The 17530-nt window shown below is 68.9% G+C and carries 18 protein-coding genes; 17 read left to right on the top strand and 1 reads right to left on the bottom strand.

Features of this window, described 5'->3' with window-relative positions:
- The first annotated feature begins 130 nt into the window (after positions 1–130).
- The 14 genes from AOZ06_RS50580 to AOZ06_RS50520 all read left to right on the top strand — a co-directional run bounded on the left by AOZ06_RS50580 (position 131) and on the right by AOZ06_RS50520 (position 12538).
- Positions 131–1309 carry a sensor histidine kinase gene (locus AOZ06_RS50580; RefSeq protein WP_054295906.1) on the top strand — a complete coding sequence of 393 codons (1179 nt, stop codon included), beginning with the start codon at positions 131–133 and terminating at the stop codon, positions 1307–1309.
- A complete protein-coding gene (locus tag AOZ06_RS50575) occupies positions 1306–1995 on the top strand; it encodes a response regulator transcription factor (protein WP_054295905.1) in 690 nt (229 codons plus the stop codon). The genes AOZ06_RS50580 and AOZ06_RS50575 overlap by 4 nt, the downstream gene beginning before the upstream one ends.
- A gap of 50 nt (positions 1996–2045) precedes the next feature.
- On the top strand, positions 2046–2975 hold the full coding sequence (locus AOZ06_RS50570) for a Ppx/GppA family phosphatase (protein WP_054295904.1): 930 nt from the start codon (positions 2046–2048) through the stop codon (positions 2973–2975).
- A gap of 49 nt (positions 2976–3024) precedes the next feature.
- Positions 3025–4284: a hypothetical protein gene (locus AOZ06_RS59470; protein WP_218921907.1), complete on the top strand. Its 1260-nt coding sequence runs from the start codon at positions 3025–3027 to the stop codon at positions 4282–4284.
- On the top strand, positions 4284–5084 hold the full coding sequence (locus AOZ06_RS50560; RefSeq protein ID WP_054295902.1) for a sugar phosphate isomerase/epimerase family protein: 801 nt from the start codon (positions 4284–4286) through the stop codon (positions 5082–5084). Before AOZ06_RS59470 ends, AOZ06_RS50560 begins: the two co-directional genes overlap by 1 nt.
- A 102-nt stretch (positions 5085–5186) precedes the next feature.
- Positions 5187–6104, top strand: a complete 918-nt coding sequence (locus tag AOZ06_RS50555) for a proline dehydrogenase family protein (RefSeq protein ID WP_054295901.1) — start codon at positions 5187–5189, stop codon at positions 6102–6104.
- The gene (locus AOZ06_RS50550; protein WP_042182435.1) at positions 6101–6928 is read left to right on the top strand and encodes a thioesterase family protein; all 828 of its coding nucleotides are present in this window, start codon (positions 6101–6103) and stop codon (positions 6926–6928) included. Before AOZ06_RS50555 ends, AOZ06_RS50550 begins: the two co-directional genes overlap by 4 nt.
- 19 nt (positions 6929–6947) lie before the next feature.
- The gene (gene proC, locus AOZ06_RS50545; RefSeq protein ID WP_054295900.1) at positions 6948–7757 is read left to right on the top strand and encodes a pyrroline-5-carboxylate reductase; all 810 of its coding nucleotides are present in this window, start codon (positions 6948–6950) and stop codon (positions 7755–7757) included.
- Positions 7758–7908: 151 nt separating this feature from the next.
- Complete coding sequence (locus AOZ06_RS50540) at positions 7909–8124, top strand: helix-turn-helix domain-containing protein (protein ID WP_054295899.1); 216 nt, start codon at positions 7909–7911, stop codon at positions 8122–8124.
- 117 nt (positions 8125–8241) lie between these two features.
- On the top strand, positions 8242–8343 hold the full coding sequence (locus AOZ06_RS55635; protein WP_076993459.1) for a 30S ribosomal protein bS22: 102 nt from the start codon (positions 8242–8244) through the stop codon (positions 8341–8343).
- A 134-nt stretch (positions 8344–8477) separates the two neighbouring features.
- Complete coding sequence (locus AOZ06_RS50535; protein WP_054295898.1) at positions 8478–9506, top strand: NAD-dependent epimerase/dehydratase family protein; 1029 nt, start codon at positions 8478–8480, stop codon at positions 9504–9506.
- Between the two features lie 58 nt (positions 9507–9564).
- The gene (locus tag AOZ06_RS50530; protein WP_225953123.1) at positions 9565–10485 is read left to right on the top strand and encodes a lysophospholipid acyltransferase family protein; all 921 of its coding nucleotides are present in this window, start codon (positions 9565–9567) and stop codon (positions 10483–10485) included.
- Between the two features lie 49 nt (positions 10486–10534).
- Positions 10535–11578 (top strand): DUF5667 domain-containing protein, encoded by a 1044-nt coding sequence (locus AOZ06_RS50525; RefSeq protein ID WP_054295896.1) that lies wholly within the window; start codon positions 10535–10537, stop codon positions 11576–11578.
- 27 nt (positions 11579–11605) lie between these two features.
- Positions 11606–12538, top strand: a complete 933-nt coding sequence (locus AOZ06_RS50520) for an HAD family hydrolase (RefSeq protein WP_054295895.1) — start codon at positions 11606–11608, stop codon at positions 12536–12538.
- 672 nt (positions 12539–13210) lie between these two features.
- Here AOZ06_RS50520 and AOZ06_RS50515 read toward each other — a convergent pair.
- On the bottom strand, positions 13211–13837 hold the full coding sequence (locus AOZ06_RS50515) for a sigma-70 family RNA polymerase sigma factor (protein WP_054295894.1): 627 nt from the start codon (positions 13835–13837) through the stop codon (positions 13211–13213).
- 194 nt (positions 13838–14031) lie between these two features.
- Between AOZ06_RS50515 and AOZ06_RS50510 the strand changes: the two genes are divergently transcribed.
- The 3 genes from AOZ06_RS50510 to AOZ06_RS50500 all read left to right on the top strand — a co-directional run bounded on the left by AOZ06_RS50510 (position 14032) and on the right by AOZ06_RS50500 (position 17329).
- Positions 14032–15489, top strand: a complete 1458-nt coding sequence (locus AOZ06_RS50510) for an AMP-binding protein (protein WP_054295893.1) — start codon at positions 14032–14034, stop codon at positions 15487–15489.
- Between the two features lie 2 nt (positions 15490–15491).
- Positions 15492–15728, top strand: a complete 237-nt coding sequence (locus AOZ06_RS50505; protein WP_157233690.1) for a glutaredoxin family protein — start codon at positions 15492–15494, stop codon at positions 15726–15728.
- Between the two features lie 95 nt (positions 15729–15823).
- Complete coding sequence (locus tag AOZ06_RS50500) at positions 15824–17329, top strand: molybdopterin-dependent oxidoreductase (RefSeq protein WP_054295892.1); 1506 nt, start codon at positions 15824–15826, stop codon at positions 17327–17329.
- Positions 17330–17530: the final 201 nt, after the last annotated feature.

The following is a 17530-nucleotide window of genomic DNA, read 5'->3' as shown; positions in this document are numbered from 1 at the left end:
GTCTTTTGGACACGATTGGGTGAACTGGGATCGACCTGCGGGCGAACAACGCGCCGAACGGTGTCGCGGGGATCACGACCGGGCCTGTTGGACTAGTACAACCGGCCCCCTACCTGCTTACCATTCGGCTGTGACCGCACCGGCCTACCTGGCCTTGTCGATCTGCGCACTGCTGATCGGCGGCATCGTCGGTTACCTCGTCGGCCGGGCTCGCAGCCGCACGGCGGCGCGCAAGCCGTCCGGGCCGACGGTGGCCGATCTGATCCAGCGCCTCGTCCATGACTCCCACAACGGCGTAGCTGTCGTGAACCCGTTCGGCGGAGTCGTCCTCTACAACCCCCGAGCGGCCGAACTCGGCGTCGTGTCCAACAACAGACTCGACGACCGGGCCCGCAAGGCCGCCGAGGGCGTCGCCGAGACCGGCGAGTCCGTCGAGGTCGACCTGACGCCGCTGGAGACGCGGGGCAGGCAGCCCGCGGCCGTCCGCGCCGAGGTCCGGCCGCTGGTCGACGGCTTCACAGTGGTGGACGCGTCCGACGAGTCCGAGTCCGTCCGGCTGGAGGCGACCAGGCGCGACTTCGTCGCCAACGTCAGCCACGAGCTCAAGACCCCGGTCGGCGCGATGGCCCTGCTCGCCGAGGCGCTGCTGGACGCGACCGACGACGTCGACCAGGTCCGCAGCTTCGGCAGCAAGATCCTGCGCGAGGCGACCCGGCTCGGCACGCTCGTCACCGAGCTGATCGCGCTGTCGCGGCTGACCGGCGCGGAGAAACTGCCCGAGCTGAACTCGGTCGACGTGGACGGTGTCGTGCAGGAGGCGCTCGGCAGGACCACGCTCACGCTGGAGCACAGCGGTGTGGACATCGCCACCGACGAGGCCAGCGGGCTGCTCGTCGACGGCGACCGCACCCTGCTGGTCACCGCGCTGAGCAACCTCCTCGAGAACGCCGTCGCCTACTCGTCGCCCGGCAGCCCGGTGTCGATCAGCAGGCGGATGCACGACGGGTATGTCGAGATCGCCGTGACCGACCGCGGTATCGGCATCGCCGACGAACACCAGCAGCGCGTGTTCGAGCGCTTCTACCGGGTCGACAAGGCCCGCTCACGCGTGACCGGCGGCACCGGGCTCGGCCTCGCGATCGTCAAGCACGTCGCCGCCAACCACGGCGGCGAGGTCAAGCTGTGGAGCAAACCGGGGACGGGCTCCACGTTCACCCTGCGGATCCCGGCACGACGGGTCAACGGGGACAAGGTTCTCGCGCGGGTACCCGCGCCGAGTGCGGAAATCGAAACTGGAGGAGCGCTGTGACGAGGGTTCTCATTGTCGAGGACGAGGAGTCCTTCGCCGACCCCCTTGCCTTCCTGCTGCGCAAGGAGGGCTTCACCGCGGCCGTGGCGGGCACCGGCCAGCAGGCGCTCGAGGAGTTCGACCGCAACGGTGCCGACATCGTGCTGCTCGACCTGATGCTGCCGGGCATGAGCGGCACCGACGTGTGCAAGGCGCTGCGCCAGCGTTCCGCCGTCCCCGTGATCATGGTCACGGCCCGCGACAGCGAGATCGACAAGGTCGTCGGGCTCGAACTGGGCGCCGACGACTACGTCACCAAGCCCTACTCGGCCCGTGAACTGATCGCGCGCGTGCGCGCCGTGCTGCGCCGCGGCGGCGAGGGCGGCGCCGAGGGCGAGCTGTTGCCGCAGGTCCTGGCGGCGGGCCCGGTGCGGATGGACGTCGAGCGGCACGTGGTGACCGTGGACGGCGCCGAGGTGTCGTTGCCGCTCAAGGAGTTCGACCTGCTCGAGTACCTGCTGCGCAACGTCGGCCGGGTGCTCACGCGCGGCCAGCTGATCGACCGGGTGTGGGGAGCCGACTACGTCGGCGACACCAAGACGCTGGACGTGCACGTCAAGCGGCTGCGCTCGAAGATCGAACCGGACCCGTCGTCCCCACGGCACCTGGTCACAGTTCGAGGGCTCGGGTACAAGTTCGAGTCCTGACGAGCATGTGCCAGGCGGGCCGTTCCAACCGCCAGGTAACGTTTCGGTTTATGCGCCTTGGCGTACTGGATGTCGGTTCCAACACCGTCCACCTCCTCGTGGTGGACGCGCACCGGGGTGCCCACCCGATGCCCGCGCGTTCCGAGAAGACGGTGCTGCGGCTGGCAGAGCGCATCACCAAGGCGGGCGACCTGTCGAAACACGGCGCGGACGAGCTGGTCCGCACGGTGGCGACGGCCAAGCGATCGGCGGCCGAGCTCGGCTGCGAGGAGCTGATGGCGTTCGCCACATCCGCCGTGCGCGAGGCCGACAACGCCATTGCCGTACTCGAGCGTGTACGCAGCGAGACCGGGGTGCACCTGCAGGTGCTGTCCGGCGACGACGAGGCGAGGCTCACATTCCTGGCCGCCCGCCGGTGGTACGGCTGGTCGGCGGGGCGGCTGCTGGTGCTGGACATCGGCGGCGGTTCGCTGGAGCTCGCGGTCGGCCGTGACGAGAATCCCGACCGCGCGATCTCCGTGCCGCTCGGCGCGGGCAGGCTGACCAGGACCCGGTTCCGCAGCGACCCGCCCGGCCGCGAGGAGATCGCCGAGACCGCGGGCTGGCTGGAAGATCAGCTTGCGCCGGTGGCCAAGAAGATGCTCAAGTACGGCGAACCCGATCGGGTGGTCGCGACGTCGAAGACCTTCCGGTCACTGGCGAGACTGACCGGTGCCGCGCCATCCTCATCGGGACCACGCGTGCGCCGGGTGCTCACCGAGTCCGGCTTGCGCCAGTTGCTCGCGTTCATCTCCAGGATGTCCGCGCACGACCTGGCCGAGCTGGAGGGGGTGAGCGCGAGCCGGGCGCACCAGCTGGTCGCGGGTGCGCTTGTGGCACAGGCCACGATGCGCGCGTTAGGACAGCCGGAACTGGAGATCTGCCCGTGGGCTTTGCGCGAAGGTGTCATCCTGCGGCGGTTGGACCAGGAGCCGAAATGACAACGCGGAGCACTGGACTGTTGCGCCCGCATTGGGCACGGTGGAAGAGATGACACGAGGAGAGGAAGGGCCGGAGCGCAACCAGCGCACGGTGGCAGAGCTGCTCGCCAAGTACGGCGGCAGCTCCGAAGAGGCCGCGCCTCCGAGACGGCGCCGCCGCCGTGCCGATGACGCCGAGGAGACCGCTCCCCAGGCCATCATCGACCGGGTCATGTCCGACAGCGGCAGCCTGCCCAGGATCCCGGCCGAGGAGCCACCGCCCCCGGCCGAGCGGCGCCAGCCGCCGCCCGCGACCGGCAGGCGCCGGTCCGGTCCCGGCCACCAGTCGTCGGCGCAGCTGCCCAAGCTGCCGCCGCCACCGCCGCAGGCCGTGCAGCCGACCCAGCGGCAGATGCCGCCGGTCCCGCAGCCGCCCGCGCCCGGCGCGGAGCAGCGCAGGCCACCGGCGGAGCAACGCAGGCCGCCGCAGAACTCGCAGTCGATGCCGCGCCCGAAGCCGCAACCGCAGCCACCGGGCCAGCAGAGCGCGCAGTGGCCGACGCCACCGCCGATGGCCCCGCCGCCCACGGCCGAGCCGGGCGGTCTCGCCGCGCGCCTCGACGGCCGTCAGGACAGCCGCGCGGACATGCGTCTGCCGGTCGAGCAGCCGCCGATGCCCATGGAGGGCGTCACCGAGCAGATGCCCCGCATCCCGGACGAGCTCCCGCCGGGGGCGTCCGGCGGTCCGGGCACCCGCACGGGCCAGCACCCGGCGCCGCACCGCGTCGCACGGACCCAGCGGTCCATGCCGATGCCCCAGCCGGGCACGCCTGCCTTCCCGCAGCACGAGCCCGACGAATCGGACAACTACCCGACCGAGTTCCACGGCTTCAAGCCGGTCGGCGGCGAGGCCACGCAGTTCGTGGAAGGCATCGAACGCGACGAAGACGACGACGAGTACGACTCGCGCCCGTCGATGCCGTCGATCGAGCACGAGCGCCCGATCGCCGCGGACGACGACTTCGACGACCTCGACGAGGAAGACGAGGACGAGGACGAGGACGGCTCGCCGGTCAAGGAATGGCTGTCCATGGCCGGGCAGCTGGCGATCGGCGTGGTCGGCGGTGCCGCGCTCTGGCTCGGCTTCAACTGGCTGTGGGGCAAGCTGCCCGCCGCCGCGCTGGTCGTCGCGCTCGTCGTGATCGTCGGCCTGGTTTGGGTGGTCCGCAAGATCCGGCGCGCCGACGACCTGCAGACGACGATCCTGACGGTGCTGGTCGGCCTGGTCGTGACGGTCTCGCCCGCAGCCATGCTGCTGCTCGCCAAGTAGTGGGCCACATCCCGGTCGGGCTGTCGACGGCGTCGGTGTGGCCGCAGAACGCGGCCGCCGGTTTCCAGATCGCCGGCGCGCTCGGCTACGACGGCGTCGAGGTGATGGTCTGGGCGGACGCGATCAGCCAGGACGTGGACGCGTTGCGGCGCTGCGCCCGCAACCACGGTGTGCCCGTGCTCGCGGTGCACGCGCCGTGCCTGCTGATCACGCAACGGATCTGGTCGCCCGACCCGGAGGTGCGGCTGCGCCGTGCCGTCGAGGCGGCGGCGGACCTGAACGCGCCGACCGTCGTCGTGCACCCGCCGTTCCGCTGGCAACGGCGTTACGCCGACAAGTTCCCCGACCTGGTGGCGTCGCTGGAGGACGAGTCCGGTGTGGCGATCGCCGTCGAGAACATGTTCCCGGTCAAACCGTTGGCCCGCGCGAGAAGCGTGTCGGCGTTCAAGCCGTCGATCGACCCGACCGAAGCCGGGCACCGGCACTACACGCTCGACCTCTCGCACACCGCCGCCGCGCAGGAGGACGCGCTGGCGCTGGCGAAACGAATGGGCACAGGCCTCAAACACGTCCACCTCGCGGACGGCAGCGGAGCCCCGCGCGACGAGCACCTGATTCCGGGGCACGGCACCCAGCCCTGCGACCAGGTCTGCGAAACGTTGGCAGCGAACGGTTTCGACGGCCAAGTGGTGCTGGAGATCAACACCCGCAACGCGCGCAGCCCGGCCGAGCGGGCCAAGGATCTCGCCGAATCGCTCCTTTTCGCCCGTCTGCACCTCGACGCCGATCGCGTCCGTTAACTGTTCGGGCATTCGCCCGGATGCCTGATTGACACCGTATCGCCTGCGTACAAAAGGGATACGGCCCGAAGTGATCTTGGTACGTGGTCGTAGAGTCTGTCCGTGCACCCGCTGCGAACGCTGATCCTCGCGGCGGCCGGCAACGACGCGATCCGTCGTCTGGTGGCCACCGCTCCGGTCAGCCGAGACGTCGTCCGGCGGTTCGTCGCGGGCGAGCGGACAGCCGACGCGGTCCGCGTGACGCGGGAAATCGCCGCGTCCGGCCGCTGGGTCACGCTCGACCACCTCGGCGAGGACGTCGCCGACGAGGCACAGGCCGACCAGAACGTGCGCGCCTACACGGAACTGCTGGACGCGCTGCACGCCGAAGGGCTCACGGCCAGAGCCGAGGTGAGCGTGAAGCTCACCGCCGTCGGTCAGAAACTCGACGAACGGCTGGCGCTGGACAATGCGTCGCGCGTATGTGCTGCCGCTGAACAATGCGGCACCACAGTCACGCTGGACATGGAGGACCACACAACCACCGAATCGACTCTGCGTGTGCTGCGCGAGTTGCGCCGTACCTGGCCGTCGACGGGCGCCGTGCTGCAGAGCTACCTGCGGCGCACACTGGCTGACTGCGAAGCGCTCGCGGGCAGCCGGGTCCGTCTGGTGAAGGGCGCTTACGCGGAACCGGAGCCGGTCGCGTTCGACGGCCGCGAGGTGGATCTGAACTACGTGCGTTGTGTGAACGCTCTCCTTTCCGGCGATGGGTACCCGATGTTCGCAACCCACGATCCCCGTCTGGTGCGTATTGTCGCTGAACGGGCGCGTTGGTATGACCGGAGGCCGGGAACCTACGAGTACCAAATGCTTTTCGGAGTCCGGCAGGACGAACAGCGCCGGCTGGCCAGGGAGGGGGAGACAGTGCGGGTATACGTGCCCTATGGCTCTCAGTGGTACGGGTATTTGATGCGCCGGTTGGCCGAAAGGCCGGCCAACACGACGTTTTTCGCGCGTGCACTGGTAAGCCATTCGTGAACGGGCGTGGAAGCAACGTGATCTCGTTCAGCACAGCCGCAGCCATCCGCCCACTAGGCGATGGCACATTCACCGCGGAATTGCCTGCCGAATGGACAGTCGGTGGCAAACCGCACGGTGGTTTCCTGCTCGCGCTGCTCGCCAAGACGGCAGTCGCGTTGCACACAGGCAACGGCACGCCGCTCGTGGACCCGCTCGCGGTCAGTGCCCAGTTCCTGCACTCACCCGGCGTCGGCCCGGCCCTGCTGCGCACCGAGGTGCGCAAGACGGGCAGACAAGCCACCGTGGTCGCGGTGAACCTCGAGCAACGCGGCCGCAGCTGCGTCGAGGCCGTGATCACCACGGGCCGCCTCCCGCGTGACCGTGCCGCGTGGACAGACCTGCCGAACCAGTCGGCCGAGCCGCCGGGCAACGCGATCGACATCTCGAACCTGCCGTCGGCGTCGATGTTCCGGCTGACCGAGGGTTGCGACGTCCGCCTCGACCCGTCCGGCGCGGGCTTCCTGCACGGGCACGTCGGCGACCCGCTGCGGCTGCGCCTGTGGGCCCGGCCGCGCGGTGAGCACGCGGACCCGTTGTTCGCGCTCGTCGCGGGGGACATCTCGATGCCGGTCACGTTCAACCTCGGTCGGATGGGGTGGTCGCCTGCGGTGCAGCTGACCGCTCTGCTGCGGTCCCGGCCCGCGCCGGGCTGGCTGCGCATCCAGGTCGACTGCCGCGCCGTGCACGGTGCGTGGTTCGACTCGGACGCCACCGTGGTGGACTCGACGGGCCGTCTGGTGTGCCAGGCACGGCAGCTGGCCCTGACAGCGACAACGGGCTGATCTGGCACGCTTATGCGCCATGACGACCATCGCTGTGCTGGGGGCTGGCAAGATCGGTGAGGCGCTGCTGTCCGGGCTGCTGTCTGGTGGGCGCAGCCCGGACGAGCTGCTGTTCACCGAGCGCTACGAGGGGCGCGCGGCGGAGCTGACCAAGCAGTACGGCGTCCGTGCGGTGGACGTGCCGACGGCGGCGGTCGAGGCCGAGGTGCTCGTGGTCGCGGTCAAGCCGCAGGACATCGACCCGGTGCTGGCGGAGCTCGCGCCGGTCGTGAGCGACCGCAACCTCGTCGTGTCGCTGTGCGCCGGCCTGCCCACGTCGTTGTACGAGCGCAAGCTGCCCGACAGCATCCCCGTGGTGCGCGTCATGCCGAACACGCCGATGCTGGTCGGCCAGGCGATGAGCGTGATCTCCGCGGGCAAACACGCCAAGCAGCAGCACCTGGAGCTGGTCGAGGAGCTGCTGTCCACGGTCGGTGAGGTGATCAGGGTGCCCGAGGCGCAGCAGGACGCCGTGACCGCGCTGTCGGGCTCCGGCCCGGCGTACTTCTTCTACCTGGTCGAGGCGATGATCGACGCGGGCATCCTGCTCGGCATCCCGCGCAACGTCGCCGAGAAGCTGATCATCCAGTCGGCGGTCGGCGCGGCGACGATGCTGGCCGAGACGGGCACGCACCCGGTCATCCTGCGCGAGGCGGTCACGTCTCCCGCGGGCACGACGATCATGGCGATCCGTGAGCTTGAGCGACACGGGGTGCGCGCCGCGCTGCTCGCCGCGATCGAGGCCGCGCGGGACCGTTCCCAGGAGCTCGGCAAGGCACACGAGGGTTGACTCGGCGTGTCTGCCTCCCGGTATGCACAAACGCGTTTGGCGGGTCGCATGTGTCACACGTGTCCCGCTACCCTCTGGAGAAGCACGTGCGTGTCGAAACTGTCGATGGGGAAGATCGGCAGCGCGACGCGTGGCTAAGGACGCGTGAACCATGCCGACCAACAACAGAAGTGAGCCGACTTCGATCACCCAGGTCCAGTTCCTGACGGTGGCCGAGGTCGCCAAGATGATGCGGGTCTCGAAGATGACCGTGTACCGGCTCGTGCACTCCGGTGAACTGCCGGCTGTGCGGGTGGGGAAGTCCTTCCGGGTACCGGAGAAGGCCGTCCACACCTACCTCGAGAACGCGTACTTCGACGCTGGCTGAACCCCTCCGGATGAACTGACCGGGTGACCGCCGGGTAAACTCGGCGGTCGCTCGTGCGTGTGCCCTGAAGTGGCCCTGCGCGGATACGAACCACCAACAGACAGGCGAGGACCCCGTATGGGCTCGGTTATCAAGAAGCGCCGCAAGCGCATGTCCAAGAAGAAGCACCGCAAGCTGCTGCGCAAGACCAGGCACGCACGTCGCAAGCAGGGCAAGTGACCCCGGTCTCGACCGATCGGGTGATAGTCGTAAAGCCCTGTGTGACCTGCGTTAACACCTCGTATCTCCGGGCTGTTCCGCTGGCTGTGGGCGAGTAGGCTACCGGCGGTCCGTACGCCTGTAGAGGGGATCGAATGACGCCCAAGGTCGTCTTGGTCACCGGAGCAGGCGGGTACGTCGGAGCACATCTGGCCGCACGCCTCGCCGCCAACCCGGATATCGAACGAGTTCTCGGAGTGGACACCGCTCCGCCCGCCAAGGATCTCTTGAAGTCCATGGGGCGGGCGGAGTTCGTCCGCGCCGACATCCGCAACCCGCTGATCGCGAAGGTCATCTCCTCCGCCCGTGTCGACACGGTCGTGCACGCCGCGACCACGGCCAACCCACCGGGGCCGGCCCGTCGAACGGCGATCAAAGAGATGAACGTGATCGGCACCATGCAGCTGCTCGCGGCGTGCCAGCGTTCGCCGCAGGTGCGCAAGCTCGTGGTGAAGTCCAGTGCCGCTGTCTACGGCGCCGGTGCTCGGGTACCGGCCGTCTGCAGCGAGGACATGGCGCCGAAGGACATCGCCAGCGGCGGGTATGCCAAGGACGCGGTCGAGGTCGAGGGCTATGTGCGTGGCTTCACACGCCGCCGTCCGGACGTCCGTGTGACGACCATGCGGCTGACCAACATGATCGGCCCGGGCATCGACACGGTGCTCACGCGTTATTTCACGCTGCCCGTCGTGCCGACTGTGCTCGGGTTCGACGCGCGCGTTCAACTGCTGCACCCCGAGGACGCGCTGGCCGTTCTCGAACGCGCCACCACAACGGACCTCCCCGGCGTGTACAACGTAGGTGGGGACGGTGTGCTCACATTGTCCCAAGCGATCCGCAGGGCCGGCCGTGTTGGCGTGCCGGTGCCGCGAGTCGCGATGCCCACCGCCGCTCGGGTGTTCCGCAACGCGCGGGGCGTGGACTTCTCCGACGACCAGATCCAGTTCCTGAACTACGGCCGGGTTGTGGACACCACCAGGCTGAAGCGGGATTTCGGCTTCACGCCGCGGTGGAGCACACGTCAGGCGTTCGATGACTACGTACACGGCCGAGGCCTGCGCCCCGTGCTCGACCCGGGCCGCCTCGCCGCACTGGAGAACAGGATCCGCCGAACCGATGGGTGAAAGGGTCATGCAGGAAGCCCAAGTGATTCCGCTGCGCAGCCCCGGACAACGTCGTCGGATGAACCGATCTGTGCCGTCCCCGGTGGACAGTCGCCCACCGCTCGCGCCGACCCCGCTGCGTCCCGCACCGGAGCCGACCGGCGTGCAGCAGCGGCTCGCGAACGCCGTCGGTTTCCTGCGCAAGCGGCTGACCGGGGACTACGCGGTCGACGAGTTCGGATTCGACGAGCAGCTCACCGAGAACGTCATCCTGCCGCCGTTGCGGATGATCTACGAGAAGTGGTTCCGGGTCGAGGCGATCGGCACCGAGAACCTGCCTGCCGACGGCGGCGCGCTGATCGTGTCGAACCACTCCGGCACGCTGCCGCTGGACTCGGTGATGACCGGCATCGCCGTGCACGACAACACCTCACCGACCCGCTACCTGCGGATGCTCGGCGCCGACCTGGTCTTCCAGGTGCCGCTGCTCGGCGCGCTGGCCCGCAAGACCGGCCAGACGCTGGCGTGCGGCGCCGACGCGGAGCGGCTGCTCACCGCCGGCGAACTGGTCGGCGTGTGGCCGGAGGGCTTCAAAGGCGTCGGCAAGCCGTTCAAGGACCGGTACAAGCTGCAGCGGTTCGGCCGGGGCGGGTTCGTCTCGGCGGCGCTGCGCACGGGTGTGCCGATCATCCCGGTGTCGGTGGTGGGCGCCGAGGAGATCTACCCGAAGATCGGCGACATCAAGCCGCTGGCCAGGCTGCTTGGCTTCCCGTACTTCCCGGTCACCCCGACGTTCCCGCTGCTCGGGCCGCTCGGCGCCGTGCCGCTGCCGTCCAAGTGGTACATCGAGTTCGGCGAGCCGATCAGGACCGACCAGCACGACCCGTCGGACGCGGACGACCCGATGATCGTGTTCAACCTGTCCGACCAGGTGCGGGAGACCATCCAGCAGACGCTGTACCGGCTGCTGGGACAGCGGCCCGGCATCTTCCGTGGCTAAAAGGGATCCGAACGCGTAACTGTCGGTCTGTCCTGTTCGTTATCCGGGTGTGGACAGCGGACCGAGTAGGGACCAGGCCGAGCGATTCGCCCGGGCACTGGACGCCGACGCTGTCGACCCCGAGTTCGCGGCCGAACTCGCCGTCGTCGCCGCAATGGGTGACCTGGAGATCGGCCCGGACGAGCAGGCCCGCGAGCGGATGCTCGCCAAGGCGACTCCGCCGCCGGTCAGCTCACGCCGCAGCCGGTTCCTGGTCGCCGTGGCGGCATCGCTCGTGCTGGTGTTCGCGCTGGCCGGGATGAGCCTGCTGCTGTCGCGTGACGCTCTGCCCGGCGACACGCTGTACGGCATCAAGCGGACAGCGGAAGCCGCGTCGCTGGGCCTGACGTTCGGCGACGCGTCCAAGGCGCTCAAGCACCTCGAGTTCGCCAACGCCAGGATCGACGAGGTGGAGACGCTGGCGCAGCGCTACACCGACCCGGCCGAGGCGCCCGTCGGCGGATACCTGACCGCGTTGACGGACTTCGACGCCGACGCCTCGACGGCCTCCCGTCAGCTGATCGCCCTCGCGACCCGCGGCGACGTGCAACAACTCGACTCACTGCGCATCTGGGCGGGCCAGCAGAACACCCGGCTGTCGGCCGTGACCCCACGCCTGCCCGGCCAGGTGCAGACGCGAGCGACGACGTCCAAGCAACTGCTCGACAAGATCACCGACCGCGCGGTCACGCTGCTCGGCCGGGCGAACTGCTACCAGATCACCACAGGCAACTCCGACGACGTGGGCGCGCTGCCCGCCACCGACGCGTGCCACCGCGACACCGCCAACGCGGTCACACCCAGTGCACCCATCTCGCCGCCGTCCACAGTGCCGCCGCGGGTGCAGGCCACGTACACACCACCGCCGCCCGTCGCCACAGGACCGACCCCGCCCGTCACCACGACCGCACCCGCGTTGCCCCTGGTACCGACGCCCTCGGCGCCGTCCACGAGCGCTCATCCGCCGTCCTTGCCGACGCCTCCGCAGCTGCCCGTTCCGATCCTCGAGCTTCCCCCGTTGCTGCCCGGACTCCCGGCGATCCGAGTCGGGTAGCTCCGTCGCGGTCAGTACCCTGTGTCGATGGGGGTAACTCGCGATTTTCCCGGAGGCTCGGTGGTGACCCGCAGGCGCGACAAGCAACAGCACCCGGAGCTCGAGCGTCTGGCCGCGCTCGCCGGTGCGGCCTCCGCCGACGCCGCGGTCGCGATGGAGACCGAGGCACCGCCGGTGACCGGCCCGCCCGACCTCACGGCGGCGGCGTTCTTCGACGTGGACAACACGATGATGATGGGCGCGTCGATCTTCCACTTCGCCAGGGGAATGGCGGCGAGGAAGTTCTTCACCACGGGTGACCTGGCCAGGTTCGCGGTCGAGCAGGCCAAGTTCCGCCTGCTGGGCAGCGAGAGCAAGGAAGGTATCCGCAAAAGCAGGGAAACGGGTCTCGGCTTCATCGCGGGGCACAGCGTCGAGGAGATGCGCACCCACGGCGAGGAGATCTACGACGAACTGATGGCCGACAAGATCTGGTCGGGAACCAGAGCGCTCGCCCAGATGCACATGGACGCCGGCCAGCGCGTGTGGCTCGTCACCGCGACCCCGGTGGACCTGGCAGCGATCATCGCCAAACGCCTCGGCCTGACCGGAGCGCTCGGCACAGTGCTGGGCAGCGAGAACGGCGTCTACACCGGCAAACTCGTCGGCGACCTGCTGCACGGCCGCGCGAAAGCCCACGCAGTCCGCGCACTCGCGGCACGGGAAGGCCTGGACCTGCGGCGCTGCTCGGCATACTCGGACTCGGTGAACGACGTACCGATGCTCTCCGTGGTGGGAACAGCGGTGGCGATCAACCCGGACGGCGAACTGCGCGACGAGGCGAAAAGGCGCGGCTGGGAAATCCGCGACTTCCGAACCGGCCGCAAAGCCGCCAAAATCGGCGTCCCGTCAGTTCTCGGCGCAGGCGCGATAGCGGGCGCTATCGCCGCGGGCATGGCTTACCGCCGCCGCCTCTCCTGAGCCCAGCCTCGGCACCATCCCCCGGACACGGAATCAGTGTGACCGGGCTGACCGCCTTCACCGGCATCGGCGCCAACGCAATCCGGCACCAATGCGACCCGGTGTCGACTGCCTCCGCCACCGCAACGGCGCCAGTGCAATCCGGCGCCAATGCAACGCGGTGTCGACTGCCTTCACCATGACTGACAACACGACAATGCCGCCCGGCGCCAACGTCACTTGGCACCAACGTCGCCCGGTGTCGATGTCACCGCCGCCAATGTCGCCGGGTGTCAATGTCGCCCGGTGTCGACTGTCATCACCATCAACGGCAACGACGTCAATGTCGCCCGATACCGACTGCCTTCACGCGACTGACAACGGCACCAACGCCACGCCGAACCCAGCCCCGGCTGGCCCCTGCCCGAACTGTCACACCCCGCCGATACTTTGGTTGACCGGGGGCGCTGAAAACGGAATGTCATACCCCTGTGGTAATGGAAGTGTCCCGGCAAACACCTCGGGGAAACGCCTCCGGCGAAACGCGCGACAATCGCTGACAAGAAGGGCCGCCAAGGAGAGTGCTGCGGGGAGCCGCCGCGAGGAACCGCCGAGAAGAACGGCTGCTGGGAACCGCCAAGAAGATCTGCCGTGAGGAGTGGCCGGTGAAACTCCGCGGCGCGTTCTGCCGGGCTAACGCAGGCCGGTCGGCAGCAACTGAGCCAGTCGCCGCACGGCCCGGTGCTGCAGTGCCTTGATCGCGCCTTCGTTGCGGTGCATCAGCTTGGCCGTCTCGGCCACCGACAACCCCTGCAGGAACCGCAGGGCGATGCATTCGCGCTGGTCGTCCCCGAGTTGCTCGATGCACTTGAGCAGTTCCGTGTTGGTGATCTTGGACAGCACCTGCTGTTCGGGACCCGCCTGCACGGTGCGGTCGTCGTCGATGTCGGCCTTGGTCACCTCGAGGCGGAACCGGCTCGACTTGACGTGGTCGAGCACCAGGTTGCGGGCAATCGTCACCAGCCACGCGCCCACGTCCCGGCCCTGGTAGGACACGGAGGTGATCCGGCGCAGCGCCCTGAGGAACGTCTCGCTGGTGACGTCTTCCGCGAGCTCCCGGTCCCCGACTCGGATCAGGACATACCGGTAGACCACGTCGACGTAGCGTCCGTACAGCTTGCCGAACGCCGAGGTGTCGCCGCGCTGAGCACTGTGCACCAGGTCCCAGGCCTGGCGGTGCTCCGCGTCCGGCTCCTGTTCCGAGCCGGCATCCGGCCGTGCCGCGGCGCGGGAACGCGCCTGCCACGACGGTGAAGGCATCGGTACTCCCTCGTCGGTTCTCCGGGCGACCGCACCGCCGCACCAGAGCCGTAACGCAGCATACGTGTTGTTACTGCAAAGTAGGTAGCGGGTCGAGCTACTGAGGATGAGACAAGATAAGTGCTGCTGTATGACAGGAGTGGGGCATGCCACACTCCGTGTCGCGAGATTGCCCCGATCGAAGTGAGGTTCGCATGCCAGAGGCGCCGCGTAACGTGTCCGACCTGGTCGCCATCGCGGCCGAGCAGGCGCCGGACCACCTCGCGTTCGCCGAAGTGGCCACCGACCAGGCGTTGAGCTGGGCGAAGCTGGACCGCGCGGTCAACGCGGAGGCACGCCGCCTGCTCGACGCGGGCATCCAGCCCGGTGACCGCGTCGCCATCCAGCTGCCCACCGGTATCGGTTTCGTCGTGGCGCTCTTCGGTGCGCTGCGCGCCGGTGCGACCGCCGTGCCGATGGCCGCCGGGCTGCCCGAGCCCGAACGTGACCGCGTGCTCGGCCACAGCGAACCCAAGATCGTCGTCGACGCGTCGCCGGATCTTGACGCGATGGCCGACGCTGTCCGTTCCGCGCCGGGCGGCGAGGACATCGCCTTGCTCTGCTACACGTCGGGGACTGCGGGCGTGCCGCGTGGCGTCATGCTGTCGCACCGGGCGCTGCTGGCGAACGTGCAGCAATGCGCGGCGCTCAAGCCCGCGCCGGTGACTTCCACCGACCGTGTCCTGCTCGCGGTACCGCTGTTCCACGCGTACGGCCTCGGCCCCGGGTTGTTCCAGGTCGCGTCAGCCGCGGCCAGCGCCGTGCTGATGGAGCACTTCAGCGTCGAGCCCGCGCTGCAGGCGTGCGAGGACTTCCGGATCACCGCCATCGTCGGCGTGCCGCCGATGTACCAGGCGTTCGCGCAGGTCCCGGCTGAGCGCCTGGGCTCGGCCCTGTCCACGTTGCGGCTGCTGACCTCGGGCGCCGCGCCGCTGGACCCCAGCGTGCTCACGGCCATGTACCGGGCCACGGGCTTGAACATCTACGAGGGGTACGGCCTCACCGAAACCGGGCCGGTGCTCACGTGGACCCTCGTCGGCGGTCTCGCCAAACCGGGGTCGGTCGGCCGTCCGCTCCCTGGCGTCGACCTGCGCCTGGTCGACAGCGACGGCACGCCCGGCGGCGGCGGGGACGACGACGATGACGACGACGGCGACGCGGGTGTTGTGTCCGTCCGTGGCGCGAACCTTTTCAGCGGTTACTGGCCGGACGGCGCGCACGGCCCGGACGCCGAAGGCTGGTTCCGCACGGGCGACGTCGGCTACCTGGACGCCGACGGCGACCTGCACCTGGTCGACCGCGCCAACGACCTGATCATCGTCAACGGCTTCAACGTCTACCCGCACGAGGTCGAGCAGGTGCTCGCCGGACTGTCCGAGGTCGTCGAAGCGGCCGCGGTCGGTGTCCCGGACGAGCGCACGGGTGAGCGCGTCAAAGCGGTCCTCGTCCTGCGCGACGGCGCCGAACTGACCGAGGACCAGGTCCGTGAGCACTGCGCCGCGCGCCTGGCGAAGTTCAAGGTCCCCGGGCCCGTCGAGTTCGTCAGCACGCTGCCGCACTCGATCACCGGCAAGCTGCGTCGCGCCTCGCTGCGCAAGACGGATAGCGTGTAGCCGTGGCTCATGTGACCGTGATGACCAGGCAAGGCTGTCACGCCTGCGAGGTCGCCGAGGCGGACATCGCACGCATCTGCGGTGACCTCGGCGTCCCCTGGTCGGCCGAGAACGTCGACGAGGACCCGGAACTGCGTGCCGAGTACGGCGACCGGGTCCCCGTCATCCTGATCGACGGGAACGAACACGGGTTCTGGAAAGTCGAGGAGCCACGCCTGCGCGCGGCACTCGGCGGCTGACGGCCACGTCCTCGAGGAGTCGAGAACGTGACGGAGTTCTTACCGCTGGGAGTGTGACGTGCGATCCGCCGGGCGGAGGGCGTCGAATAGAGGGTGTGGAGACCTCAGAGAACAGGCTGTCCGCCGGGCGCGCGATCTGGGCGGGCGTCCTCGGTGTCGTCGCGGCGGTCGCGGTGGGACACCTCGTGGCCGGCCTGCTCGACGGCAACGCCTCGCCCCTGATCGCGGTCGGCAACACCGCGATCGACCTGACCCCGGCCCCGGTCAAGGACTGGGCCATCGCCACCTTCGGCACAGCCGACAAGATCGTGCTGCTCACGGGCATGGGCGTGGTGCTGCTGGGCGTCGCGGCGGTGGCGGGACTGCTGTCACGACGAAGCCCGGCGCCGGGGACAGTGCTGGCCGTCGTGGTCGGTGCGCTCGGCCTGATCGCGGTCATGGTCCGCCCGGATCTCGGGCAGCTGGCGATCCTCGCGCCACTCGCGAGCTTGTTCGCGGGCGTCGGCGTGTTCCGGTTGATGCACAGGCTCGCCCGGCCACCGATGGAGTCAGCTGACCGCCGCAAGTTCCTGCGGACGTCGGCCGGTGTCGCAGCCGGGGTCGGTCTGGCCGGACTCGGCGGGCAACTGCTGGGCAACCGGACTGACGTCGAAGCGTCACGCGCGGCGGTCGGCGCGCTGAAACCGGCACAGCCCGCCCCGCCAATGCCCCCGAGTGCGGACTTCGTCCCGAGAACACCGCGCTTCATCACGTCCAACCGGGACTTCTACCGCATCGACACGGCACTGAGCGTGCCGAAAGTGCTCGCAGAGGACTGGGTCCTGCGCATCCACGGCGCGGTGGACAAGGAACTGACGCTCCGGTTCGCCGACATCCGCCGGATGCCGCTCGTGGAACGGACTGTGACGCTCACGTGCGTGTCCAATGAGGTCGGCGGCGACCTGATCTCGACGTCGAACTTCATCGGCGTGCCGCTGAAGGACATCCTCGCCGACGCGGGCGTGAAACCCGGCGCGGACCAGCTGTTCTCCACCAGTGCGGACGGCTGGACCTGCGGCACACCGGTAGCCGACATCATGCAACGAGGACTGCTCGCCATCGGCATGAACGGTGAACCGCTGCCGGTCGAACACGGCTTCCCGGCACGGATGGTCGTTCCCGGGCTCTACGGCTACGTCTCGGCGACGAAGTGGGTGGTGGACATGGAGTTCAACCGCTTCGGCGACAAGGACCCGTACTGGCTGACAAGGGGCTGGGCGCAGCGCGGGCCGATCAAGACCCAGTCCCGGATCGACAGTCCCCGTGGTTCAGCGAAAGCGGGCAAGGTCACGGTCGCGGGAATCGCTTGGGCGCAGCCGCGGGGTGTCGCGAAAGTGGAAGTGCGCGTGGACGGCAGGGACTGGGTCACGGCGCGTCTGGCGACCGAGGTGAATCCGGACACATGGCGGATGTGGGAAGCCGATGTGGATCTTGCTCCGGGGGAACGGACTGTGGAATGTCGTGCCACTGACCGGACTGGGTATGTGCAGACTGATGCGATTGCCCTGCCTGCTCCGGATGGCGCCACTGGTTGGCACAGTGTGCGACTGAGCGTTTCTTGACACTCGGATGGGTGAATTTTCTTTGACCTTTGTGGTCTTTTTTTCGCTTTGAGGTGGCTTGCTCGTTCGGGTTTTCGCGTGGTTTCGGGGTGTGGGTCTTGGTCATGGCCGGATTTTTGCACGGAACGAGCTTTTTTCCCCTCGCCATGGGCTGACCTCTGGGCAGGAGCTTGTGTTTGTTCCTTCTTTTCTTGTGCTCTG

The sequence above is a fragment of the Kibdelosporangium phytohabitans genome (genome assembly GCF_001302585.1).
In the GTDB taxonomy this organism is placed as follows: domain Bacteria; phylum Actinomycetota; class Actinomycetes; order Mycobacteriales; family Pseudonocardiaceae; genus Kibdelosporangium; species Kibdelosporangium phytohabitans.
The sequence above is the reverse complement of the archived record's forward strand: the minus strand, read 5'-3'. Positions and strand labels throughout refer to the sequence as shown.

Coding starts and splice junctions, on each gene's coding strand:
- AOZ06_RS50570 (WP_054295904.1), top strand. CDS start 2,046: ATGCGCCTTGGCGTACTGGATGTCGGTTCCAACACCGTCCACCTCCTC.
- AOZ06_RS55635 (WP_076993459.1), top strand. CDS start 8,242: ATGGGCTCGGTTATCAAGAAGCGCCGCAAGCGCATGTCCAAGAAGAAG.
- proC (WP_054295900.1), top strand. CDS start 6,948: ATGACGACCATCGCTGTGCTGGGGGCTGGCAAGATCGGTGAGGCGCTG.
- AOZ06_RS50520 (WP_054295895.1), top strand. CDS start 11,606: ATGGGGGTAACTCGCGATTTTCCCGGAGGCTCGGTGGTGACCCGCAGG.
- AOZ06_RS50540 (WP_054295899.1), top strand. CDS start 7,909: ATGCCGACCAACAACAGAAGTGAGCCGACTTCGATCACCCAGGTCCAG.
- AOZ06_RS50535 (WP_054295898.1), top strand. CDS start 8,478: ATGACGCCCAAGGTCGTCTTGGTCACCGGAGCAGGCGGGTACGTCGGA.
- AOZ06_RS50510 (WP_054295893.1), top strand. CDS start 14,032: ATGCCAGAGGCGCCGCGTAACGTGTCCGACCTGGTCGCCATCGCGGCC.
- AOZ06_RS50530 (WP_225953123.1), top strand. CDS start 9,565: ATGAACCGATCTGTGCCGTCCCCGGTGGACAGTCGCCCACCGCTCGCG.
- AOZ06_RS59470 (WP_218921907.1), top strand. CDS start 3,025: ATGACACGAGGAGAGGAAGGGCCGGAGCGCAACCAGCGCACGGTGGCA.
- AOZ06_RS50515 (WP_054295894.1), bottom strand. CDS start 13,837: ATGCCTTCACCGTCGTGGCAGGCGCGTTCCCGCGCCGCGGCACGGCCG.